Source organism: Pseudomonadales bacterium, assembly GCA_041395665.1.
GTDB lineage: Bacteria > Pseudomonadota > Gammaproteobacteria > Pseudomonadales > UBA7239 > UBA7239.
Genome location: JAWLAB010000002.1, coordinates 188371 through 211382 on the forward strand (window position 1 = coordinate 188371; position 23012 = coordinate 211382).

Here is a 23012-nt window from a genome sequence, read left to right on the forward strand (position 1 = left end):
ACCCGCCAAGCATCATTGCAATGGTGTTTAGTCGTGTCGTGTATTCATCGACCTTGTGATGCTGTGCTGTGTTTGATCAATGCGCTGGGGTGCTGCGATCGAAATTTGCACAGGGTTTTTCCAATGAAAAAGCATAGTGTTTTATTCGTGGGCGCGCGCGCGCTCGTTATTCTTGGCGCATTTTCCAGCGCATCAACCTTTGCCACCGAAACCGAGACCACACCCTCTACCGAGCTCGGGACGCTGGTGGTGAATGCCACCAAACTCGATAAAGATGAGGACAGGCTGACGCAATCAACTACCGTCATCACCAGCCAAGACATTCAACAAAAAAATTACACAGATACAACAGAAATTTTGCGAGAAACCGCTGGGATTCAATTCAAGCAAGCCGGCGGACCTGGGCAATTTAATTACACAAAAATGCGCGGATTTTCAGCAGGCAATATTCTGTTGGTAATCGATGGCGTAAAAGTTAATCACGCAGGTTCTGGCGACTTCGGGAATCTAATTGGCCAAATTGATCCAAACTCCATCGAACGCATTGAGGTGTTGCGTGGACCACAGGCCTCGCTGTATGGATCAAACAGCACCGCTGGTGTTATTTCCATCACCACCAAAAGCGGCAGCAAACCTGATGCGCGCATTGCAACGGAAGTCGGATCGCTGGACTGGAGAAAAACGAAACTCTCGCTGAATAACAACCACGATGTCGGTGACGGCAATCTTTCCTACTCGTTGAATGTGTCGAAAACAGACAGCAACGGCGTCATCGACGACGAGTATTACAAAGACAATTCTATTCAGGCCAAAGTGTCGTATAGCACCGATCAGTTTGAAGTGGGCGGCAGTTACTGGCGCACAGACAACAAATTTCAGTACGCAGAATTACTGGAAGCTGGCCCTGTGAATTCATGGGATCGCTACTACTCACTGCAACTGCCCGACCCAGACAGTACGCGGGCTCTACAACAAACCATCAGCAGTGTGTGGGCAACACACCACATCACTGACAAACTCAGCCACACCTTAAAACTGGGGCAAATGGAGGAAAACGACCAGAACCTCGATCTCGATAATGGTTTGCTTGGATACATGCTGGCCCCCTATAACAACTTCACTGTTGATTATTTTAATTTTTATAACAAAGGTGCAGTGGTTCCCATATACGATTCGGGAAGTGCGCAAGCAGCCAATGCACGCAACCTCAACCGCCAGCTTGATTACACGCTGAAATACAGCGGCGAAAAAACCAATGCGCTGTTCGGTTTTGAACGCGTGACACAAAACTATCGTTCGTGGGGTCGTTGGGGAAACTCTCCTTCTATGGATGACAGTACAAATTCTCTTTATATAAACGCGGATCACACGCTGGTAAATGACCATCTCGTGCTATCCGTTGGACTGCGCAACGACAACTACGATTCGTGGGGTAGCCAGACAACAGGAAATATCGGTGCTGCTTGGAACTTTACGCCGGGCACTGGCATTTTTGCCAACTACGGCACCAGCTATAAAGCGCCAACTTTGTCACAGCTATTCGACCAAAGTTACGGCTCGGATGCGTTGACGCCGGAGAGTGGAAAAACTACAGAGATTGGCTTTCGACAGAAGTTATTGGATGAAAAGTTAGCGTGGGATATCACTGCGTGGCAGACACAACTGGACGATGTAATTATCTTTGACTACAGCATCCCCAACCCAGCAGCGCCTTGGGGCTTTGGCAAATATGCCAATGGTGACAAACAGAGAACCAGCGGCGCCGAATTGAATGGCAGCTACGCACTAACCAATGACTGGACGCTATACGGCAACTACACCTACACCGATTCACACATCAAGAAGGAAGGGGCAGACTACAAACGCACGGTACAGATTGCCCGCAACACAGCCAATGCAGGGCTTCGCTATAAAAAAGGAAAACTGGAAACAGATCTCGGTATTTATTACACAGGGCCGCGTTTGCGCTGGGCTGCGGATCTTGAGACAGATAGCTTCGTACGCACAGATATTTCTGCGCGCTACCACGCAACAGACGCTATCTCGGTGTACGGGCGCGTTGAAAACTTATTCAACCAAGATGTGACGGAAGAAATCGGCTACAAACAGCCGGGGCGCTACGGCGTTATCGGTGTGGAATACCGATTCTTCTAACCATGATGATTCACTACAAAATCGCAGCAGGCTTTGCGATAGCGTTAGGGGTGTGGCTGTTGTCACACCTATCGCTGGATGCACGCCTACTGTCGCCTATCGCTCCGCTCAACAGCACGGTTGCTGCAGGTGCTTTTCCTAAGCGCCTGCACAATCCACTAGGGCATGAACAAGTGCTGCAACAAGCGCCAGCGCGTATTGCTTCTGGCATTCTCGCTGCGGATGAAATTTTTGCGATTTTGCGCGCCAAAAACCGTCTTGTTGCCGTCACCGATATTGCTGACGATCCTGGCATTTCCAATGTCGCTCATTTTTATTCCACGGATGTTGTGCGCAGCGAAGCAGATACAGAAGTTCTGTTAGCCACTGCGCCTGACATGGTTGTCGTCGCTGCCTATAGCGATGCTGCCACCGTGCGTTTACTGCTATCAACCAATGTCCCCGTATTGCGGATACCAGAGTTCACCAGCTTTGCCGATATCAAACGCAACACCATGACTTTGGCGAGCGCTATTGGAGAGGAAGAACGCGGCGCGGAAGTTTTAGCGCGGATGCAGCAGCGTTTAGATGTCGTGGCGAATGCCATCAAAGACCAACCCAAACCGCGCGTTCTGTATTACAGCCCCAGCGGCTCTGCTGCCGGCATAGGCACCTTGACCGATGAGACTGTCACGCTCGCTGGCGGCTTCAATGTCATCCGTGAGACAGGTCTAAAAGGTTCTTCACTTATTTCGCAAGAGCTAGCCATTGCCCTGCAACCGGAAGTCATCCTGTTGGATATTTGGGGAACCACCAACGGTGATCCCACTGCTGTTAATGCCATGTTGCAAGACCCCGCTTGGCGCAGCGTCCCCGCTGTAAAACAGGGGCGGGTTTATGTCGTGAATGCGGCTATTGCAACAACATGCTCCCCTTTTCGCGTGATCGGCGTTGAAACCATTGCGCATCTGCTTCACCCCAACCATGTCGCGGCACGCAGCAGCGACGCTGAAGAAGTGGCGAAATGGCTATGAATAGCACCCGTTCTAAACTGTGTTTTATTGCAATGGGGATGGCGCTATTAGCCATCGTACTCAGCGGGATTACGGTTGGTCCTGCCGATATCACATGGCGCGATACGGTTTCCTCTTTGCTGGCAGGCATCGCGCGCCTCCTTGATCGCATCGATGGCCTGCCTATTACCGAGGCGATTAGCTGGCAAGACACCATCATCTGGCAGGTGCGCCTGCCGCGTGTGCTGGTTGCCGTTTTCGTTGGCGCTGCGTTGGCAACCAGTGGCGCCGTGCTGCAAGGCTTATTTCGCAACCCGCTGGCATCGTCCGACACCTTGGGCGTTTCTTCGGGCGCATCGCTGGGCGGTGTATTAGCGATCTATCTGGGCTTGACCACGACGACCATCTGGGCGCTGCCGATTTTGGCCTTTATCGGTGCCACCCTGAGCTTGCTACTGGTGTACAGCATTGCCAGTGAGCGCGGGCAAGCACCTGTTGCCACTTTACTGCTGGCAGGCATTGCCGTTGGCTCATTGAATGTCGCCGCCAGCTCGCTGGTGCAAGCTCTGGCACTAGAAAAGTGGGAAGTGGGCAAATCCATCGTGTATTGGAATATGGGAGGCTTGGATCGCCGCACTTGGCACCATGTAGCTCTGATTGCGCCGCTGCTGACAATCGGCCTGCTCGTGACATTGGCGCACTGCCGCGAACTCGACATCCTCCTCGCCGGCGAAACCCAAGCCGCTGCCGTGGGCGTCAACATCACCAAAACTCGCTTGATTCTGCTGGCAATGGTCTCCCTGCTTATCGCCGGCTCTGTTTCCGTTGCCGGTGGTGTTGGCTTCGTCGGTCTGGTCGTGCCGCACATTGTGCGTTTGGCAACCGGCCCCCATCACCGCCACCTTATTCCTCTATCCGCCCTAGGTGGCGCGCTGATGCTGGCAGGGGCTGATTGGGTTTTGCGCGTTGGCTGGGACGGCAATGACATCCCCGTAGGCATTTTTACGGCAGCCATGGGCGCCCCATTCTTTTTATGGCTGTTGTATCGCGGCCGTCGCCAACTGTTTTTGTAATTGCAGAAATAAGAAGAGAGGCATCATGGGATTGTTAACGGTAAAGCAGCTTGAATTCCGCACCGACACGCGCAGCATCCTGACAGGGATAGATTGCGCCCTGCACGCCGGTGAGTTTGTTGGACTCATTGGCGCCAATGGCACCGGCAAAACCACGCTGTTGCGTCTGCTCATGGGATTGCTCACCCCCAGCGCCGGCAGCGTGTGGATTCGAGGAAAACCCACCTCACAATACTCACGCCGCGCGCTCGCCAGACAGATCACCTTAGTGCCGCAAGAAACGGGAATTAGCTACCCATTTTCTGTGCGCGAATTGGTGACGATGGGAAGGCACCCTTACTTGCGGCGCTTTACGCCAATAACCCAACACGACATGAGCATTGTGCAAGCAGCCATGCAAACGCTGGCCGTGGATGCGCTTGCCGAGCGCCCAGTCACAGCACTCTCTGGTGGCGAAAGGCAGCGCGTGATGATTGCGCGCGCACTCGCGCAACAAACGCCCATTATTTTGCTGGACGAGGCAACAGCTAGCCTCGATGTTTGCCATCAACTTGATGTACTCGCCGCTGCCAAAAAGTTGGCCGACCAAGGCCATCTTGTTATTGCAGCCATTCATGATCTCAACATGGCATCCCGATTTTGCAACCGCATATTGATGCTCAACCAAGGCAAGTTAGTTGCCAACGGCAGTCCTATTGAGACACTCACACAACATCGTCTGCGCCAATATTTTTCAGTCGAGACCGCAATTGAAGTTGCGCGCCACACAAATGGATTAATGATCACACCGCTGCAATCACTCATCTAAAAAACCACCCACACGAGGACTCACCATGCAAGCAACTATTGATACTTTGCCAACCAAAAAATCCACCATTGTTGTCGAACCGGGCAACGGCACGCTGGAAATTTTTGATTTCCCGACAGACAGCGACACCTTATTGTCTGCGCTGACCGATATGTTCAAGGATCACTGGGACAAAATTTTATTTGGGCCCGCTGTACAGGGCGGAATTTTTGAATGTCGCGCGCCCAATGCGCCAGAAAAAATTGGCATGCTGGATGGTTATCTAACCATCGATTTTGGCCACTGGCATTTTCATATGTGTATCGGCGAACACAAGGGAACGAAACGCAGCCCATGCCTGCCGGAATTGGCAAAACATCGCCGCACAGCACGCGCCGAACTGTATCGCCGCTTGAATGAAAACGGCATTCCAACCAGCTGGGGCTTTCGTATGTTTAACGGCGCCGGTGAACAACAAATGACCGTCTTTCTCCCCAGCCCTTTTTTAAGTGTGGAGCAAAAAATATTGAAAGAGCCGCAATTTGAAAACTTGGCGCTGTGGGATTACTTGCGCAAAACTTATCTCAATATCGCGCCGGAAGATATTGATCGCGCTGGCAAAGGTTTTCGTCATGACTGATGCGTATTATGCTCAACCTAAAATAGCTGCAACTACTTGGCATCGTACGCTAGCAATGCAACTTCACATTAAATAAAAAACAGCGTGATCGACAATGGTTAACATAAACATCTCTCGTCGCAAAATGCTGCACAAAGCATCACTACTCTTTACTGGAGCTCTGTTACCATCAGGTGTCTTTAGTTTAGAAAATAAAGCGATGTCCTCCACCCTCTACGCCATGGCGTTAGTGCCACCGCCAGAACTTTCGGCGGTGTGCGCAGCCATACGAGAACAGTTTGATCCTGCACACAGTGATAAAACTTTTCCACACATTACACTGAAGCAGCCTTTTACCTTGTTGGACAATCCGATCATACAAGAATCCGTATTGTTACAAGCTACGCAGCAACTTTGTTCACAACAGCCACCTCTAAAAGTGGCATTGAAACAAGTGGGGCGTTTTGATTCCCCCACTCACGGTAGCGTCGTGCATGTGCGCGTTGATTTATCGCCAGCATTTCAACAACTGCAACAAGCACTGGTAAAGAAAGTGGCTGCGGTAGGCTGCGTCACACCGCATCTCAGTGTCGAACAAGAAATCAAAACTTACTACCCGCACCTCACACTAGCGCAGGGTTTATCTCCCGAGGCAGCAACCGCCATGCTGGATCACGACATGCGCGCCGTGACAGAAAAAAGTTTTCTTGCTGACACCGTCGTTGTAGGCCGACGAGACACTAACCAAGTGTGGCAACGCATTGGCGTGTTTCCCTTGCTGGGTTAGGCAAGCTGATACAATGTACGCATCACGCAATGTTCGGATTTCACATGAATTTTCCTCCCTCACTCTTTATTGGTCTCGCTTCCATCAGCGGCTTTCTCGCCGTCGCCCTCGGTGCCTTCGGTGCACATGGTTTGAAGAATCGACTGCCCGCTGATTTGCTCGCTATTTGGCACACCGCCGTGCAATACCAGTTTTGGCACACGCTCGCGCTGTTTGGTGTGGGTATTTTGTTGGCACAAGGCTTTTCCTCGCGCGCGCTCTCGGTGAGTGGTTGGCTGTTTGCCTCCGGTATTATCCTGTTTAGCGGCAGCCTCTACGCGCTCTGCCTGAGCAATGTGCGTTGGCTGGGCGCAATCACACCCATCGGTGGCACGCTGTGGCTCATTGCGTGGGGCTGTTTGGCCTACGCCAGCTTGAAAGGTTGAATCGCGTGCAGATTATCCTCAACGGTGACAATACCGTGATTGCCGATGCCGCCACGGTTTCCGCTTTGATCGAACAATTAGGGCTGACCGGCAAACGCATCGCCATCGAACTCAATGAAACTATCGTGCCGCGCAGCGCGCACGCCGAGACTGTCTTACACGACGGTGATCGCGTGGAGATCGTGCATGCCATCGGCGGAGGCTGACATGACTACACTCGACAAACCCCTCGTTATCGCGGGCAAAACTTATTCCTCGCGTTTGATCGTCGGCAGCGGCAAATACAAAGACTTGGCTGAAACAGCGGCGGCTACCGAGGCCTCTGGTGCGGAGATGATTACCGTCGCCGTGCGCCGCACTAACATCGGTCAGAACCCTAACGAACCTAATTTGCTGGATGTCGTGCCGCCCTCGCGCTACACCATCCTCCCCAACACGGCCGGTTGCTACACCGCTGCCGAAGCCGTGCGCACTTGCAAGCTGGCGCGCGAATTATTGGATGGGCACAAGCTCGTCAAACTCGAAGTTTTGGGTGATCAAAAAACCCTGTTCCCCAATGTCACCGAAACGCTGATCGCCGCTGAACAATTGGTCGCCGATGGTTTTGATGTCATGGTCTACACCAGCGATGATCCGTTGGTCGCCAAACGCTTGGAAGAAATCGGCTGCTGCGCGGTGATGCCGCTGGGCGCGCCGATTGGCTCCGGCCTCGGTATTCGCAACCCTTACAACCTGATGATGATTTTGGAAAACGCGACCGTGCCCATCATCGTCGATGCCGGTGTCGGCACAGCTTCTGATGCCGCGATTGCCATGGAACTCGGCTGTGATGGCGTGTTGATGAACAGCGCCATTGCTCACGCACAAAATCCGGTGTTAATGGCGAGCGCAATGAAAAAAGCCGTGGAAGCGGGGCGCGAAGCGTTTCTCGCCGGACGCATGCCGCGCAAGCTGTACGCCAGCGCATCCTCACCACTCGATGGTTTGATTCATCGCTAAATCTATTTGTTTCTGCACAATCTCTATACAACATGACACGCGCGTTACAACCACAATTCAATCGTAAAGATATTCGCTCTTATGTCATTCGCAGCGGGCGCATTACACCGGCACAAGAAAAAGCTATCGCAGAAGATTGGCTCGCATTTGGTTTGGATTTAACACGCGGAGCACAAGCACTCGACAACGCATTTCCTAACCCTGCCGCTGCATGCGTTTTGGAAATCGGTTTCGGTATGGGCGATTCCCTGTTAGAAATGGCAGAGAAAAATCCTGCGCAAAATTTTATCGGTATCGAAGTGCATGTGCCGGGTGTCGGTCGATTAATGAGTGAGGCGCGCAAACGCAATGTGCAAAACTTGCGTCTGTTTTGTGCGGATGCGCTGGATGTTTTGCACGACTGTATCGCCGACAACAGCCTAGCGCGCGTGCAACTGTATTTCCCAGACCCATGGCACAAAAGCCGCCACCACAAACGCCGCATTGTGCAGCCTGAATTTATTGCACTCGTGACGCAGAAATTAAAAATAGGCGGCACACTTCACATGGCAACCGATTGGGAACCTTATGCCGAAGTGATGCTCGAAGTAGCATCTGCACAACCATCACTGCAGAATATTGCAGGTGTTGGGCAGTACAGCGCGCGCCCTGACTATCGGCCAGAAACCAAATTTGAGCGACGCGGAGAGCGCCTAGGACACAAGGTCAACGATTTACTGTTTCAAAAAGTAGTCTGATGCGCTGAAAATAAAGCGTGCTAGACTTCCCCCCAGCAGCAAACACTAAAGGCTTCCACTATGACTGACGGTATCCCCGTACTAAAACCTACCACTCATGCGGATGGATTAGCACTACTAGAAAGCTGTGAAGCCCTCAAAAAACTACCTCATGTATATGAAAAGGTAAAAAAGTTATGGGGATTCCCTGCTTTTTTTAACTACATCGGCTCACTGATGATGGTCGAAAAAGGCCGTGAAGGTCGTCAAGGTTTTCCAGAGGATGTTTACCGCGAACTGATGTCACTGGAAAAGTTTTTTGTCGAGCATCCAGAAGCCGCATCCCACCCTTCTTTAGTCGCCTCTGATCGTGCGGAAATACTCCAGCTCATTCAAGAACGAGCGTTCAATGTGAACTACACCGCAGGCGATAGACGCTGACAATATCCGTTATTCCACCGTTACACTTTTTGCTAAATTGCGCGGCTGATCGACATCGGTGCCGCGCATAACAGCAACATGGTAAGCCAGCAACTGCAAGAGATATACAAAAATAGGCACTAAGTTGGCTGGCATTTCTGGCAGACGAATACAGCAAAATCGGTTTCATCATCACATGATTTTGTTCGCGCAGCAATCAATTGTCCACCACGCCGCACCTTCTTCCAAGTTCGACATCATTTTGTCAGTCAGAGCATTGTCTGGCAGCAAAGCAACCACAGGCATATTTTTATCCACCAAGCCAAAAGGCCCGTGCTTCAATTCACCCGCTGGATATATCCGCGTGTATGTAAAGAATTTCTTTCAGCTTCAATGCGCCTTCCATTGCTACAGGCAACTGTTCGCCTCGTCCTAAAAATAATGCACTCTGACGCTCATCAAAAATTTTCGCTACTTTCTTAATGCTGCTTTCTAGCTTTAATACTTCACGACACAAAGCGGGTAGCTGATGCAGCGCTTCCACCCACGCTTTTTCTTGCTCGGGGTTGGCTTGGTTCCGACGTGCTAACGCCAAAGTGAGTAATTGCAATGCAACCAATTGGCTGGTGAACGCTTTGGTTGATGCAACGCCAATTTCGGTTCCCGCCAAAGTCATCAAGGAGAAATCACTTTCGCGCACCAAGGCGCTGTTGGCCACATTGCACACCACCAAACTGCCAATATAGGAATTGCGATCCAAATTTTTCAGTGCCGCCAAAGTGTCCGCCGTTTCACCCGACCTGAAATCGCCACGAACAAAGTATCTGGCAATGGTTTGCGCTGGCGATAACGAAACTCACTCGCCACTTCCACTTGGCAGGGCAGTCCTGCATATTGCTCGATCAATAACGCGCCACCATACCGGCGTGATAACTGGTGCCACAAGCGACAATTTGTATCCTTTCGCGCATTCAATTTTTCGCGCGCTTCCGCGCAAACATTCTTCTGCACCAAATGATCTTTTGCAATACGCCCCTGCAAAGTTTGTTCAAAACTGTCGGCTGCTCAAAAATTTCTTTGAGCATAAAGTGGCGATACGCGCCTTTATCCGCGCTGTCATGTGTTTCATCTACTTGTTCAATTTTGCGCGTTTGATGATGACCTTCGCGGTCCCGCATCGATCGCATTGGGTGTCACTACTGCAACATCACCTTCCGCCAAATAAATAAATTGATCCGTAATCGTGCGCAACAGCGAAATCCAGAAGCGACAAAGGATTCTCACCGTAGCCCACCCCAATCACGAGTGGACTGCCTTCGCGCGCAGCAATCATTTTGTTAGGCTCACGCGCGGCGATGCCGCCAGCGCCTTTGATGCAGAAATCGGCACGTACGGCAGACAACAAATCGCCGCCCGCTTTCCAACAGTCGTCAATCAAATACACGATGGTTTCTGTGTCGGTCTGACTGAGAAATTGATAGCCTTTTGCTGATAATTGCTCACGCAATTGTTGATGGTTTTTCGATGATGCCGTTATGCACCACCGCTGAAACCATGATCGCCGAAAAAAATGGATGCGGTAAGCTTCACCAGCTGCCATGTGTTGCCCAACGCGTGTGCGCAATACCTAACACACCAGCAATTGGATCTTTAGCGCAAACCTTCTTGCATTAACCACTTTACCGACGCGTTTGCAGGCGCGAATCGTGCCGTTTTCTGCTTTTGGCAACGCCTGCTGAATCATGTACCGCGATACTCCAGCCGTTTGCCAAGCCTTCTGCTAAAATATCCGTGATGTTTCGTTCTGCAATCGCACCGACGATACCGCACATAATTCAAACAACCTCAATCAATCTTTTTTCTTACTCGGCGTTACCACCAGCAATATTGCGCTGCTGACTACGAGCAGCAATTAGCGTATCTTTGGGTACTGTTTTTGTACTGTCAGACCTGCACCAACAAAACCGCCTGATTCAATCGTCAACGGCGCAACCAATACTGTTAGACCCGACAAAAACATGATCACCCGCAATGGTTTTTGTTTATTCACGCCATCGTAATTGCAAGTAATCGTGCCTGCACCAATGTTGCACTGCGAGCCGATCTCACTATCACCGACATAAGCCAAGTGATTGGCTTTACTACCTTCACCAAACACTGCATTTTTTGTTTCGACAAAATTACCGATACGCGCGTTATTTTTTAATACGGTACCGGGGCGTAAACGCGCAAACGGTCCCACATCTACCTGTTCACCAATCACCGCATTTTCAATCACGGAGTTCGTTTTAATTCTTGAACCACTGCCAATTTTAGCGTCACTAATCACGCAATTAGGTTCAATGACTACATTGTCGCCCAACTCAACCACACCGTGAAAAACAACATTGATGTCGATCACCACATCGCGACCCACATGCAATTCACCGCGACAATCAAAGCGATGCGGATCCATCAGGGTAACGCCTCGCGCCATCAAAGTACGCGCTTGTTTATCTTGATAAATGCGTTCGAGTCGCGCTTGCTGGTGACGATCATTAACGCCCAATACTTCTGCTTCACTTTGTGCTGCATGTGTATTGATCGTAACGCCTTCTTGATTCGCCATAGCAATAATGTCGGTCAAGTAAAATTCGTTTTGCGCATTCTTGTTATCTAATGCTGGCAACCATCGTGAGAAATCACTAGCGGACGCCGCCATGATGCCAGTGTTGACTTCACGAATACGCAGTTGTTCTTCATCGGCATCTTTTTGCTCGACAATTTTTTCTACGCAATTTTGTTGATTGCGAATAATGCGCCCATAGCCGGATGGATTTTCTAACTCGACAGTCAACAATGCCATGCTGCGTTCCGCCACTGCTAACACCATTTGCTTCAGCGTTGCGGGATTCACCAAAGGCACATCACCGTACAACACCAACACCGTGGCACCTTTGCGCAATTTAGGTAGCGCTTGCAATACAGCGTGTCCCGTACCCAATTGCTGCGTTTGCTCAACCCAATGAATGTCACCTTGAATAGCTTTGCGTACTTGCTCTGCGCCGTGACCAATCACAACATGCACTTTGGCATCATCAAAAGCGTGCGTGGCATCAATCACATGTTGCAGCATGGGCTTGCCCGCAATGGGATGCAGCACTTTAGGCAGCGCGGAATTCATGCGTGTTCCCTGCCCTGCTGCGAGGATGACAATATCCAGTGACATAGCGTAAGTACCCTGTCATCGTTAGCGAAATTTTTCAGCATTAAACCATAAAAAAGGCGACTTCCGCCGCCCTTTTCTTTCACTTTTTACCGAAAAAATTAACTCTTGCCGAGTTTTTTACGCAATTGTTGCAGTGTGCGTAACTGCGCTGCCGCTTCGGCCAATTGGATAGCGGCGCGCGAATAATCCAATTCAGCGGATTGGTTGGTAAATACTTGTGCAGCCTGTTGGCGCGCCGTCTCTGCTGCGGCTTCATCGACATCATCAGCCCGCACTGCAACATCTGCCAAGATAGTCACGATGTTGGGCTGCACTTCCAGATAGCCACCGGAAACATAATAAATTTCCTCATCGCCACCTTGCTTGCGCACGCGCACCGGACCCGGGCTCAAAGCAGTCAGCAGCGGTGCGTGGCCGTACTGAACACCAAGATCACCCAAAGAACCGCTGGCAACCACTTGCTCGATTAAGCCAGAAAAAACAGCTTTTTCTGCACTGACGATGTCGCAATGTACTGTCATAACCATGATCGTTTCCGATGGCAATTACTTAAGGGTTTTCGCCTTTTCAATGGCTTCGTCGATAGAACCGACCATGTAGAACGCCTGCTCAGGCAGATGGTCATACTCACCTGACAAAATGCCTTTGAAGCCAGCGATGGTGTCTTTCAGTGACACATATTTGCCTGGCGAACCAGTAAATACTTCTGCCACGAAGAAAGGCTGCGACATGAAACGCTCGATTTTACGCGCGCGGCTTACCGCTTGTTTGTCTTCTTCTGACAATTCATCCATACCCAAAATAGCGATGATGTCTTTCAGTTCTTTATAGCGTTGCAGAATAGTCTGCACACCACGCGCCACATCGTAGTGCTCTTGGCCGATCACCAATGGATCCAGCTGACGGCTAGTTGAGTCAAGTGGGTCAATCGCTGGGTAGATACCTTTCGCGGCGATATCACGGCTCAGTACGACGGTAGCATCCAAGTGCGAGAAAGTGGTTGCTGGTGATGGGTCGGTCAAGTCATCCGCAGGTACATACACCGCTTGGATAGAAGTGATAGAGCCCGTTTTAGTAGAAGTGATGCGCTCTTGCAGTACGCCCATCTCTTCAGCCAGCGTTGGCTGATAACCTACTGCCGAAGGCATACGACCCAACAGCGCCGACACTTCGGTACCAGCCAGTGTGTAACGGTAGATGTTGTCAACGAAGAACAGTACATCGCGGCCTTCGTCACGGAATTTTTCAGCCATGGTCAAACCGGTCAAGGCTACACGCAAACGGTTGCCTGGCGGCTCGTTCATCTGACCGTAAACCAGCGATACTTTGTCGATTACATTGGAATCGGTCATTTCGTGATAGAAGTCATTACCTTCACGAGTACGCTCACCAACGCCGGCAAATACCGAGTAGCCGCTGTGCTCGATGGCGATGTTACGGATCAACTCCATCATGTTGACCGTTTTACCTACGCCCGCACCACCGAACAGACCAACCTTACCGCCTTTTGCAAAAGGAGCGACGAGGTCGATAACTTTGATACCGGTTTCCAACAATTCGTTGCTAGCCGCTTGTTCATCGTAGCTTGGCGCTTTACGGTGAATTGCCCAACGCTCTTGCTCGCCGATAGGCCCTTTTTCATCGATAGGCTCACCGAGTACATCCATGATGCGACCCAGTGTTTCTTTGCCGACTGGCACAGAAACCGCTGCACCAGTGTTAGAAACAGGCAGACCACGGCTGATACCTTCGGAAGAACCCATGGCGATTGCGCGTACTACGCCATCGCCCAACTGTTGTTGTACTTCCAGCGTCAGACCTTTGCCGTCTACTTTCAACGCGTCGTATACGCGAGGCACTGCATCGCGTGGGAATTCAACATCAATTACCGCGCCGATGATTTGTACTATGCGACCGCTACTCATTTCTGGATCCTCTTCAAAATTTCGTAATATTGATACGATTAAACTGCTGCTGCGCCACTAACAATTTCTGACAACTCTTGCGTGATTGCCGCTTGGCGCGCTTTGTTATACAACAACTGCAAGTCATCAATCATTTGACCCGCATTTTCGGTTGCGTTTTTCATCGCCACCATTCTTGCAGCCATTTCACAAGCTTTGTTTTCCACAAAACCTTGGAAAACTTGCGACTCTACATAGCGCGTCAGCAAGCCATCCAGCAGCGTTTGTGCATCCGGCTCGTAGAGATAATCCCAGTTATGCGCGCGCGTCAGTGTTTCATCAGCAGGCAGCGGCAACAACTGCTCAGCAACAGGTTGCTGCGTCATCGTGTTGACAAATTGGTTATACACCACAAACAAACGGTCAATTTTTTCGTCATCGAATGCATCGAGCATCACTTTGACGCTACCCAGCAAATCAACGATAGAAGCGTCATCACCTAAATCGCGCACGGAAGCGACAACATTGCCACCAAAGCTGCGGAAAAATGCTTGAGCCTTGCTACCGACCGCGCAGATATCAACAGCAACACCTTGATCACTCCACTCTTTCATGGATTTTACGATCAACTTAAATTCATTGGTGTTCAAACCGCCGCACAAGCCGCGATCTGTTGATACAACGATGTAACCCACGCGCTTCACTGCGCGCGCGCTCATATAACGGTGTTTGTACTCTGGCGTGGCATTGGCAATGTGACCAATCACGCTGCGAATGCGCGCAGCGTACGGCTTACCGTGAGCCATACGCTCCTGCGCTTTACGCATTTTACTGAACGCCACCTTTTCCATTGCCTTGGTGATTTTTTGCGTACTTTTCACGCTGGCAATCTGGGTGCGTACCTCTTTGGCGCCTGACATAAGTTCTCTACCTTAGCGTCGAGTGGGGCTTACCAAGTTTGTGTCGCTTTGAATTTTTCGAGCGCTGCGCGAATACCCGCTTCGATATCAGCGTTGTAATCACCCGCTTCGTTGATTTTCGCCAACAATGCGCCGTGTTCAGCGTGCAAATAAGACAACAGAGACGCTTCAAAGCTGCCGATTTTATTGACAGCAACATCGTCCAAGAATTTGTTATCTACTGCGTACAGCAACACACCCATTTCAGCCACAGACAAAGGCGCATACTGCTTCTGCTTCATCAATTCAGTTACACGCTGACCGTGTTGCAACTGCGCGCGTGTTGCTTCATCCAAATCTGAAGCGAACTGAGCAAACGCTTGCAATTCACGATACTGAGCGAGCGCCAAACGCACGCCGCCACCGAGTTTTTTCACAATTTTAGTTTGTGCAGCACCACCAACACGCGATACCGAAATACCTGCGTTCATGGCTGGACGAATACCTGCATTAAACAGCGAGCTTTCCAAGAAGATCTGACCGTCAGTAATCGAAATTACATTAGTAGGAACGAAAGCAGATACATCACCCGCCTGTGTTTCAATAACTGGCAGAGCAGTCAAAGAACCGGTTTTTCCTTTCACCGCACCGTTGGTGAATTTCTCAACATATTCTTCGTTGACGCGCGCAGCGCGCTCCAACAAACGCGAGTGCAAATAGAACACATCACCAGGATATGCTTCACGACCTGGAGGACGGCGCAGCAGCAAAGAAATTTGACGATAAGCCCAAGCTTGTTTAGTCAAATCGTCATAAATAATCAGCGCGTCCTGACCGCGATCACGGTAGTACTCACCCATAGAGCAGCCAGCAAATGGCGCCAAGAACAACATTGCAGCAGGATCCGATGCACCCGCCACCACCACGGTGGTGTGCGCCATTGCGCCATGTTCTTCCAGCTTTCTTACCACGTTAGCAACGGTCGATTGCTTCTGACCGATCGCCACATAAATACACTTAATGCCTGTGCCTTTTTGGTTGATGATGGCATCGACAGCAAACGCTGTTTTACCCACCTGACGGTCACCGATGATCAACTCACGCTGACCGCGACCGATTGGCACCATCGCGTCAACCGCTTTATAGCCTGTTTGCACTGGCTGATCGACCGATTTACGCGCGATTACACCCGGCGCTACTTTCTCAATCGGATCCAATTGTTTAGCGTTGATAGCGCCTTTGCCATCGATAGGATTACCGAGAGCATCAACCACACGACCTTCCAATTCAGGACCAACTGGCACTTCAAGAATACGGCCTGTGGTGTGGCAAGTTTGGCCTTCAGCCAACTTCTGATAGTCACCCAATACCACCGCACCAACGGAATCGCGCTCCAAGTTCAGCGCCATGCCAAATACGCCGCCGGTGAACTCAATCATTTCACCGTACATAACATCAGCGAGACCGTGAATACGCACAATACCGTCAGACACAGAAACGATTGTGCCTTCGTTGCGCGCTTGCGTAGAAACATCGAGCTTTTCAATTCTGCTCTTGATGACTTCACTGATTTCTGAAGGATTCAGTTGCTGCATGTTTGCCAGTCCTCGTTTTAGAAGTCGCGTCTGACTGCGCTTCCAGTAATGTTCACTATGAAAATCTTTGTATTACCAATTTTTATGCAATCAATGCATCAGCCAATTTCGCGATTCGACCGCGAACGGATGCATCAATCACCACATCTTCTGCTTTAATCACAACGCCACCCAACAGAGCAGCATCAACACTGGTTTGCAATGAAACATTGCACTGCCATTTTTTTGATAACGCAGCAGACAAGGCTTCAGTGGCTTTTGCTTCCAACGGAAAGGCAGAAACCACTTCAACGCCAACCACTTTTTCTTTTTGCGCTTTCAACTCGGCAAACTGCACCGCGATATCTGGCAACAAGCCCAATCGCTTATTGGCAGCCAACACATGGATGAAGTTGCCTGCTTTTGCATTCAAAGTATCGCCACAAACATCGCGCACCAAGGCGGCCTGCTGCTCAACAGTTGATGTAGGCACAGACAACTTATCCTGCAGCTTTTCTGTTTGCACAACAGCAGCCGCAGTATTCAGCATTGCCTGCCAATCAACCAAAGCATTCTCACCGAGGGCAACCTCGAAAACTGCTTTTGCATACGGCCTAGCCAGTGTTGCGCGCTCAGCCATCTGTTACAGCTCCGCAGCCAACTTATCGAGCATACCGGCGTGCTTGCTGGCATCAATGGATGATTCCAACACACGCTCTGCACCCGTCAACACCAGCGCAGCAACCTGCTTGCGCAACTCTTCGCGCGCGCGGTTTTTCTCTCTGTCGATTTCGGCTTGCGCGGCCTGCTTCAATCTCTCGCCTTCTTCACGCGCTTGATCTTTAGCTTCTTCAACCATCTGAGTAGCGCGCTTATTTGCTTGCTCAATAATTGCTGCAGCATCATCTTTTGCCTGACGCAATTTTTGCGCAGCTTCCTGCTTGGCCAGCTCCAGATCACGATTCGCCTTATCAGCATTTTCGAGACCGTCTGCAATACGCTTTTCCCGTTCAGCCATGACGCCAATAATGGCTGGCCACACGAATTTCGCGCAGAAAGCCACGAACAGAAAGAAGAAGATCATCTGACCTATCATGGTAGCGTTGATATTCACGCCAACACCTCTCGAAAAATGGATATCACTGAAACAAAACGAATCTTGACTAAAGCGTAGATACGCTTAATCAAGCTACGTTAGCAGCTTGCAACGCTGGGAAGATAACGAACAACACATACATCGCGATACCTACACCGATCATTGGCACCGCATCCAACAGACCAGCGATCAAGAACATTTTACCTTGCAGCATTGGTGCAATTTCTGGTTGACGCGCTGAACCTTCCAGCAATTTGCCACCCAAAATTGCGAAGCCAATCGCTGTACCCAATGCGCCAAAACCAATCAACAGCGCAGCAGCAATAAGAGCCATACCCATGATCTATCTCCTCAGTGTTTTGCGGTAAAAACCGACTTGTTGGTTAAAAAAAGATTAATGAAAAACTCATATTCTCATCAAGGATGCTGTTCGTCTGGCACTTCGTGCGCCATCGCCATATAAACGATGGTCAACACCATGAACACAAACGCTTGCAGCGTAATGATAAGAATATGAAATACTGCCCAAGCCCATTGCAGCACACCCGCAAACAGACCAAAAAACAATCCAGCGCCAAACAATGTTGCAATCAAGATGAAAATCATTTCACCAGCGTACATGTTTCCAAACAATCGCAAACCCAAAGAAATCGGCTTAGAAATCAGTGAAACTGTTTCCAGCGCAAAATTTATTACGATTAATAAAGGAGCAAACAACAGCCCCACACCATGAAAAGACGGGTGGAACGGATGGAAGGTCAGCTCTTTGATAAAACCAATCAAGCCTTTTTTCTGGATGCTATAAAAAATCATCAAGAAGAAAACAGCGAAACTCATACCCAAAGTAATATTGGGATCCGTGGTTGGCACAATTTTAAAGAAGAAGTGATCATTGCCCGCAGCCAATGCAGCTGCCTTCGGCAATAAATCAATCGGCAACAAGTCCATAAAGTTCATCAAAAATATCCACATAAATACGGTCAACGCCAGTGGCGCAATCACCGGATTGTGGAAGTAAAAGGTACTTTTGACATTGTTATCGATGAACTCAATTACCCACTCAACAAAGCTTTGCCAACCGCGAGGTGTATCGCGCTGAATATTTTTGACTGCTGCAGCAAAGCCCCAGCAAAACAGCGCACCTAAAACAAACGACCAGCCCAAAGAATCCAAATGGAATGCCCAGAAGCCCATCTCTTTCGCTTCTTGACTGGTGTGCGCCAATCCCCAAGAGCCATCGGGAAATCGACCAAAACACAGATTTTGCAAGTGGTGCTGAATATAGCCGACGATAGTCAAGCCTTCTTCGCCCTGTCCTGCCACTGCCGCTGCCGCTGCTTGTTCAGACATAAAACGCCATCTACCCGTTCGTTACCTGAGCCACCGTGCGCTCAAAATCATACCCAGCAACCATGAGGCCACATAGCCTCCAAACACTGCCGCTGGCGCAACTGACTTGTTCAATGCAAACAAGCCACCGAATAACACTGCCACTAACACAAACTTTCCTACCTGACCTCGCCGAAACGAAGCCATGACCTGCCGCGCCTGCCGTGCACCAACAAAGCGGAAGGCATAAATACCGAAATACAACCTCGGCAGCGCTTCAACCATACCACCCCAAAACAATGCTGCAGCTCCCGCCGGCCAAATGGGCCACAAAATCGCGGTCAATACAGCCAATACAGCAACTTGAACTAGGGTAATACGATAAACGGGGGGGCGAGGAATGCCGGTATGTTGCGCTTTGTTCACCACGCACCTCCATGGAACTCGCCTCTCCGTGGCGCTGTAACCAGCAACCTCCAAAGCGGCGCGCATTATATTAGGCAGGACATTTATCGGCAAGATGGAATATGCCATAAACGCATTCTTTTTACGCCGACACTAACCACTCACACCACCATACTGTGATGCGCCTCACACCAATTCACTGTCGCATTAAAATTGCTCGAAAAATCACCAGTCACTATACTGACCGCCCTCTGCATAACCTGCACAAATACGATCATGGACTACCCAGAACACTTTGATGTGATCGTCATCGGCGGCGGTCACGCTGGCACTGAAGCCTGCCTCGCTGCGGCACGCATGGGCTGTCGCACCCTACTGCTCACGCACAACATCGAAACGCTGGGGCAGATGTCCTGCAATCCTGCCATCGGCGGCATCGGCAAAAGCCACTTGGTGAAGGAAGTCGATGCATTGGGCGGCGCGATGGCGCGCGCCACTGACCAAGCAGGCATCCAATTTCGCATCCTCAATTCGCGCAAAGGCCCTGCAGTACGCGCCACCCGCGCGCAAGCCGATCGCGTGCTGTACAAAGCGGCGATTCGTTCAATCCTAGAAAATCAGCCTAATTTGCAGATTTTCCAGCAGGCTGTGGATGATTTGATCGTGCAAAACGATGCCGTAACCGGTGTGGTGACGCAAACTGGCATTCGCTTTTTTGCGCCCTGTGTCGTGTTGAGCACGGGCACTTTTCTTGGCGGCAAAATTCACATCGGTTTGGATAACCATTCCGGCGGTCGCGCGGGTGATCCACCCTCCATTGCACTCGCCGCAAGATTGCGCGAACTGCCGCTGCGCGTTGATCGCCTGAAAACCGGCACGCCGCCGCGCATCGACGCACGCTCCGTCGATTTCAGCGCCGTGCAGCCGCAACCTGGCGATACACCGCTGCCAGTAATGTCCTTCATGGGTTCGGTGAGCGAACACCCGCAACAGGTGAACTGCTACATCACCCACACCAACGAGCGCACGCACGAGATTATTCGCGGCGCGCTGGATCGCTCGCCCATGTACACCGGTGTGATTGAAGGCATAGGTCCGCGCTACTGCCCATCGATTGAAGACAAAATTCACCGCTTTGCCGACAAACTGTCGCATCAAGTGTTTATCGAACCGGAAGGGCTGACCACGCACGAGCTGTACCCCAACGGCATTTCCACCTCGCTGCCGTTTGATGTGCAACTGGCTCTGGTGCGCTCGATACGCGGCATGGAAAACGCGCACATCACCCGTCCCGGCTACGCCATCGAATACGACTTTTTTGATCCGCGCGACTTGCAGCACACCTTGGAAACCAAACCTATCCAAGGCCTGTTTTTTGCCGGTCAGATCAACGGCACCACCGGCTACGAAGAGGCGGCCGCGCAGGGCTTGCTGGCCGGTATCAACGCCGGCTTGAAAGCGCAGGGCAAGCCGAGTTGGTATCCGCGCCGCGACGAAGCCTACATCGGCGTGATGATCGACGACTTAATCACCCTCGGCACACGCGAGCCCTACCGCATGTTCACCAGCCGCGCCGAGTACCGCCTGCTGCTGCGCGAAGACAACGCCGATCTGCGCCTCACCGCCAAAGGGCGCGAGCTGGGCTTGGTGGACGATGCACGCTGGGCGCGCTTCTGTGCCAAGCAAGACGGTATCGCCGGCGAGAGCGAACGCTTACGCACCACCTATATCCACCCCAACACGCCTGCCGCTGACAGCTTGGTCGGCCGCCTCAGCAGCCCACTTTTACGCGAAGCCAGCTTGATGGATTTGCTGAAACGCCCCGAGTTTGGCTATGCCGACATCGCCGCGTTAAAAGGCGCAGCCGTGCAGGACGAGCAAGTGGCCGAGCAGGTGGAAATCAGTGCCAAATACGCGGGCTACATCGACCGTCAGCAGGAGGACATTGAGCGCCTACAACGCTCCGAGGCCGTCGCCATTCCCACAGGTTTTGACTACAGCGCCGTCAAAGGGCTGTCGCACGAAGTCACCCACAAACTCACGCAAGCGCAGCCCGCCACCATCGGCCAAGCTTCGCGCGTGCCGGGCGTCACTCCCGCTGCGATTTCCCTGCTACTCATCAATCTGAAGAAAAAATCCACCTCTGCTGCCCCGCGTGACGATGCAAGCCTTGCTGGATAAGGGGCTGGCGGCGCTGGAAATCAGCGCCAGCGCCGAACAGCGTGCGCAGTGGCTGGCCTATGTGCAACTGCTCGCCAAGTGGAATCAGGCCTATAACTTGACGGCCGTGCGCGAGCCGCGCGAGATGGTGAGCCGTCACTTACTGGACAGCCTCGCTGTCGCCAAACACATGCACAGCACGCGGCTCTTGGATGTCGGTGCCGGTGCCGGCATTCCCTCTATCCCGCTGGCGATCTTGTGGCCAGAGCGCCAACTCACGGCCTTGGACAGCAACGGCAAAAAGACGCGCTTTATGGATCAGGCGCGCATCGAGCTGGGCTTGCAGAATTTCAGCGTGGTGCAGTCGCGGGTGGAGGAGTACCAGAGCGAGCTGCCGTTTGATGGCATCCTATCCCGCGCCTACGCCTCGCTCGCCGATTTCGTGCAGTCCAGCCAGCACTTGCTGGCAGCGGGCGGCTGCTTCTGGGCGATGAAGGCGCAGCTCGATTCCGCCGAGTTGAGCGCCCTGCCAAAACCCTTTAAGGTGAGCGCCTGCCTGCGCTTGCAGGTGCCGAATTGCAATGCGGAAAGACACCTGATCCGCTGCGAACTCTCTGACGGAATAGCCACAACGTGAGCAAAATTATTGCCATTGCCAATCAGAAAGGCGGGGTCGGCAAGACCACCACTTCTGTGAACCTCGCCGCGTCGCTGGCTGCCACCAAACGCCGCGTGCTGCTGGTGGATCTCGACCCGCAGGGCAATGCCACCATGGGCTTGGGCATCGACAAACACGAGCTGAAATACAGCGCGCACGATGTGTTGGTCGATGACAGTTTTGATATTAAAAACGCGATCCAAAAAAGTGAAACATCCGGCTGCGATCTTCTGCCTGCCAACAGCGATTTGACGGCGGCAAAAGTCGAAATGCTCAGCCTGATGATGAAGGAACAGCGCCTGAAACATCAGCTCAAAAAAGTGCGCAGCGATTACGATTACATTTTGATCGACTGCCCACCCGCGTTGAACATTTTGACCGTCAACGCACTCGCCGCCGCCGACAGTGTTTTGATCACTATGCAGTGCGAGTATTACGCGCTGGAAGGTTTGTCGGATTTGTTGTCCTCGATCGAACAAATTAAATCGGCCGTCAATCCACACTTAGAAGTGGAAGGCATTTTGCGCACCATGTACGACCCGCGCATCAGCTTGACCACGGAAGTTTCCAACCAACTCGCGGAATATTTTGGCGACAAGCTGTATCGCAGCGTGATCCCGCGCAACATCAAACTCGCGGAAGCGCCGAGCTACGGCTTACCTGTACTGCATTACGATCGTCAATCCAAAGGCGCGTTGGCTTATTTGGCATTGACTGGTGAAATTTTGCGGCGACACGGCGCAACCAGCAATGTGCCAGAAGTTGCTACTGCCACGGCTTAATCGTTTTTTACCTCTTCCTGAATAC

The 23012-nt window shown here is 51.4% G+C and carries 23 protein-coding genes and 2 pseudogenes; 14 read left to right on the top strand and 11 right to left on the bottom strand.

Annotated elements, in window-relative coordinates; all coding sequences use genetic code 11:
• Window positions 1-123 precede the first annotated feature (123 nt).
• From R3E63_03425 to R3E63_03475, 11 genes are all read left to right on the top strand, one after another.
• A complete protein-coding gene (locus R3E63_03425; GenBank protein MEZ5539010.1) occupies window positions 124-2154 on the top strand; it encodes a TonB-dependent receptor in 2031 nt (676 codons plus the stop codon).
• A 2-nt stretch (window positions 2155-2156) separates the two neighbouring features.
• On the top strand, window positions 2157-3167 hold the full coding sequence (locus R3E63_03430) for an ABC transporter substrate-binding protein (GenBank protein ID MEZ5539011.1): 1011 nt from the start codon (window positions 2157-2159) through the stop codon (window positions 3165-3167).
• Window positions 3164-4219: an iron ABC transporter permease gene (locus R3E63_03435; GenBank protein MEZ5539012.1), complete on the top strand. Its 1056-nt coding sequence runs from the start codon at window positions 3164-3166 to the stop codon at window positions 4217-4219. Before R3E63_03430 ends, R3E63_03435 begins: the two co-directional genes overlap by 4 nt.
• 25 nt (window positions 4220-4244) lie before the next feature.
• Complete coding sequence (locus tag R3E63_03440; GenBank protein ID MEZ5539013.1) at window positions 4245-5027, top strand: ABC transporter ATP-binding protein; 783 nt, start codon at window positions 4245-4247, stop codon at window positions 5025-5027.
• Window positions 5028-5052: 25 nt separating this feature from the next.
• Entirely contained in the window at window positions 5053-5646 is a 594-nt protein-coding gene (locus tag R3E63_03445) for a hypothetical protein (GenBank protein ID MEZ5539014.1), read from the top strand.
• Window positions 5647-5740: 94 nt separating this feature from the next.
• Window positions 5741-6412, top strand: coding sequence for a 2'-5' RNA ligase family protein (locus R3E63_03450; GenBank protein ID MEZ5539015.1), 672 nt, complete (start codon window positions 5741-5743; stop codon window positions 6410-6412).
• A gap of 44 nt (window positions 6413-6456) precedes the next feature.
• Window positions 6457-6837, top strand: coding sequence for a DUF423 domain-containing protein (locus R3E63_03455; GenBank protein ID MEZ5539016.1), 381 nt, complete (start codon window positions 6457-6459; stop codon window positions 6835-6837).
• Between the two features lie 5 nt (window positions 6838-6842).
• Complete coding sequence (thiS, locus tag R3E63_03460) at window positions 6843-7043, top strand: sulfur carrier protein ThiS (protein ID MEZ5539017.1); 201 nt, start codon at window positions 6843-6845, stop codon at window positions 7041-7043.
• Window position 7044: 1 nt separating this feature from the next.
• On the top strand, window positions 7045-7836 hold the full coding sequence (locus tag R3E63_03465; protein MEZ5539018.1) for a thiazole synthase: 792 nt from the start codon (window positions 7045-7047) through the stop codon (window positions 7834-7836).
• A gap of 32 nt (window positions 7837-7868) precedes the next feature.
• Entirely contained in the window at window positions 7869-8573 is a 705-nt protein-coding gene (gene trmB, locus R3E63_03470; GenBank protein ID MEZ5539019.1) for a tRNA (guanosine(46)-N7)-methyltransferase TrmB, read from the top strand.
• Between the two features lie 60 nt (window positions 8574-8633).
• Complete coding sequence (locus R3E63_03475; GenBank protein MEZ5539020.1) at window positions 8634-8993, top strand: hypothetical protein; 360 nt, start codon at window positions 8634-8636, stop codon at window positions 8991-8993.
• Window positions 8994-9002: 9 nt separating this feature from the next.
• On the opposite strand, the pseudogene glmS reads toward R3E63_03475, so the two are convergent.
• The 11 genes and pseudogenes from glmS to R3E63_03530 all read right to left on the bottom strand — a co-directional run bounded on the left by glmS (window position 9003) and on the right by R3E63_03530 (window position 19408).
• A pseudogene (gene glmS / locus R3E63_03480) lies at window positions 9003-10804 on the bottom strand (glutamine--fructose-6-phosphate transaminase (isomerizing)).
• A gap of 30 nt (window positions 10805-10834) precedes the next feature.
• A pseudogene (gene glmU / locus R3E63_03485) lies at window positions 10835-12180 on the bottom strand (bifunctional UDP-N-acetylglucosamine diphosphorylase/glucosamine-1-phosphate N-acetyltransferase GlmU).
• 98 nt (window positions 12181-12278) lie between these two features.
• A complete protein-coding gene (locus tag R3E63_03490; protein ID MEZ5539021.1) occupies window positions 12279-12707 on the bottom strand; it encodes a F0F1 ATP synthase subunit epsilon in 429 nt (142 codons plus the stop codon).
• Between the two features lie 18 nt (window positions 12708-12725).
• Window positions 12726-14105: a F0F1 ATP synthase subunit beta gene (gene atpD / locus R3E63_03495; protein MEZ5539022.1), complete on the bottom strand. Its 1380-nt coding sequence runs from the start codon at window positions 14103-14105 to the stop codon at window positions 12726-12728.
• Window positions 14106-14143: 38 nt separating this feature from the next.
• Window positions 14144-15004 carry a F0F1 ATP synthase subunit gamma gene (atpG, locus tag R3E63_03500; GenBank protein MEZ5539023.1) on the bottom strand — a complete coding sequence of 287 codons (861 nt, stop codon included), beginning with the start codon at window positions 15002-15004 and terminating at the stop codon, window positions 14144-14146.
• 29 nt (window positions 15005-15033) lie between these two features.
• A complete protein-coding gene (atpA, locus tag R3E63_03505) occupies window positions 15034-16578 on the bottom strand; it encodes a F0F1 ATP synthase subunit alpha (protein MEZ5539024.1) in 1545 nt (514 codons plus the stop codon).
• Between the two features lie 82 nt (window positions 16579-16660).
• On the bottom strand, window positions 16661-17197 hold the full coding sequence (locus R3E63_03510; protein ID MEZ5539025.1) for a F0F1 ATP synthase subunit delta: 537 nt from the start codon (window positions 17195-17197) through the stop codon (window positions 16661-16663).
• A gap of 3 nt (window positions 17198-17200) precedes the next feature.
• The gene (locus R3E63_03515; protein ID MEZ5539026.1) at window positions 17201-17671 is read right to left on the bottom strand and encodes a F0F1 ATP synthase subunit B; all 471 of its coding nucleotides are present in this window, start codon (window positions 17669-17671) and stop codon (window positions 17201-17203) included.
• Window positions 17672-17741: 70 nt separating this feature from the next.
• A complete protein-coding gene (gene atpE, locus R3E63_03520) occupies window positions 17742-17993 on the bottom strand; it encodes a F0F1 ATP synthase subunit C (protein ID MEZ5539027.1) in 252 nt (83 codons plus the stop codon).
• Window positions 17994-18070: 77 nt separating this feature from the next.
• Window positions 18071-19003, bottom strand: coding sequence for a F0F1 ATP synthase subunit A (gene atpB, locus R3E63_03525; GenBank protein ID MEZ5539028.1), 933 nt, complete (start codon window positions 19001-19003; stop codon window positions 18071-18073).
• A gap of 21 nt (window positions 19004-19024) precedes the next feature.
• Window positions 19025-19408 carry an ATP synthase subunit I gene (locus tag R3E63_03530; protein ID MEZ5539029.1) on the bottom strand — a complete coding sequence of 128 codons (384 nt, stop codon included), beginning with the start codon at window positions 19406-19408 and terminating at the stop codon, window positions 19025-19027.
• Window positions 19409-19663: 255 nt separating this feature from the next.
• Here R3E63_03530 and mnmG point away from each other — a divergent pair, with 255 nt between their 5' ends.
• Genes mnmG through R3E63_03545 form a run of 3 tightly spaced genes read left to right on the top strand, consistent with a single transcriptional unit; the run spans window position 19664 to window position 22987 of the window.
• Window positions 19664-21568, top strand: coding sequence for a tRNA uridine-5-carboxymethylaminomethyl(34) synthesis enzyme MnmG (mnmG, locus tag R3E63_03535; protein ID MEZ5539030.1), 1905 nt, complete (start codon window positions 19664-19666; stop codon window positions 21566-21568).
• Entirely contained in the window at window positions 21549-22184 is a 636-nt protein-coding gene (gene rsmG / locus R3E63_03540; protein ID MEZ5539031.1) for a 16S rRNA (guanine(527)-N(7))-methyltransferase RsmG, read from the top strand. The genes mnmG and rsmG overlap by 20 nt, the downstream gene beginning before the upstream one ends.
• The gene (locus R3E63_03545) at window positions 22181-22987 is read left to right on the top strand and encodes a ParA family protein (protein ID MEZ5539032.1); all 807 of its coding nucleotides are present in this window, start codon (window positions 22181-22183) and stop codon (window positions 22985-22987) included. The genes rsmG and R3E63_03545 overlap by 4 nt, the downstream gene beginning before the upstream one ends.
• Window positions 22988-23012 lie beyond the last annotated feature (25 nt).

Excerpts from the sequence above, each read along its gene's own strand:
- R3E63_03425 (MEZ5539010.1), top strand. The coding sequence starts at position 124 with ATGAAAAAGCATAGTGTTTTATTCGTGGGCGCGCGCGCGCTCGTTATT.
- R3E63_03430 (MEZ5539011.1), top strand. The coding sequence starts at position 2,157 with ATGATGATTCACTACAAAATCGCAGCAGGCTTTGCGATAGCGTTAGGG.
- R3E63_03435 (MEZ5539012.1), top strand. The coding sequence starts at position 3,164 with ATGAATAGCACCCGTTCTAAACTGTGTTTTATTGCAATGGGGATGGCG.
- R3E63_03440 (MEZ5539013.1), top strand. The coding sequence starts at position 4,245 with ATGGGATTGTTAACGGTAAAGCAGCTTGAATTCCGCACCGACACGCGC.
- R3E63_03445 (MEZ5539014.1), top strand. The coding sequence starts at position 5,053 with ATGCAAGCAACTATTGATACTTTGCCAACCAAAAAATCCACCATTGTT.
- R3E63_03450 (MEZ5539015.1), top strand. The coding sequence starts at position 5,741 with ATGGTTAACATAAACATCTCTCGTCGCAAAATGCTGCACAAAGCATCA.
- R3E63_03455 (MEZ5539016.1), top strand. The coding sequence starts at position 6,457 with ATGAATTTTCCTCCCTCACTCTTTATTGGTCTCGCTTCCATCAGCGGC.
- R3E63_03465 (MEZ5539018.1), top strand. The coding sequence starts at position 7,045 with ATGACTACACTCGACAAACCCCTCGTTATCGCGGGCAAAACTTATTCC.
- trmB (MEZ5539019.1), top strand. The coding sequence starts at position 7,869 with ATGACACGCGCGTTACAACCACAATTCAATCGTAAAGATATTCGCTCT.
- R3E63_03475 (MEZ5539020.1), top strand. The coding sequence starts at position 8,634 with ATGACTGACGGTATCCCCGTACTAAAACCTACCACTCATGCGGATGGA.
- R3E63_03490 (MEZ5539021.1), bottom strand. The coding sequence starts at position 12,707 with ATGGTTATGACAGTACATTGCGACATCGTCAGTGCAGAAAAAGCTGTT.
- atpD (MEZ5539022.1), bottom strand. The coding sequence starts at position 14,105 with ATGAGTAGCGGTCGCATAGTACAAATCATCGGCGCGGTAATTGATGTT.
- atpG (MEZ5539023.1), bottom strand. The coding sequence starts at position 15,004 with ATGTCAGGCGCCAAAGAGGTACGCACCCAGATTGCCAGCGTGAAAAGT.
- atpA (MEZ5539024.1), bottom strand. The coding sequence starts at position 16,578 with ATGCAGCAACTGAATCCTTCAGAAATCAGTGAAGTCATCAAGAGCAGA.
- R3E63_03510 (MEZ5539025.1), bottom strand. The coding sequence starts at position 17,197 with ATGGCTGAGCGCGCAACACTGGCTAGGCCGTATGCAAAAGCAGTTTTC.
- atpE (MEZ5539027.1), bottom strand. The coding sequence starts at position 17,993 with ATGGGTATGGCTCTTATTGCTGCTGCGCTGTTGATTGGTTTTGGCGCA.
- atpB (MEZ5539028.1), bottom strand. The coding sequence starts at position 19,003 with ATGTCTGAACAAGCAGCGGCAGCGGCAGTGGCAGGACAGGGCGAAGAA.
- mnmG (MEZ5539030.1), top strand. The coding sequence starts at position 19,664 with ATGGACTACCCAGAACACTTTGATGTGATCGTCATCGGCGGCGGTCAC.
- rsmG (MEZ5539031.1), top strand. The coding sequence starts at position 21,549 with ATGCAAGCCTTGCTGGATAAGGGGCTGGCGGCGCTGGAAATCAGCGCC.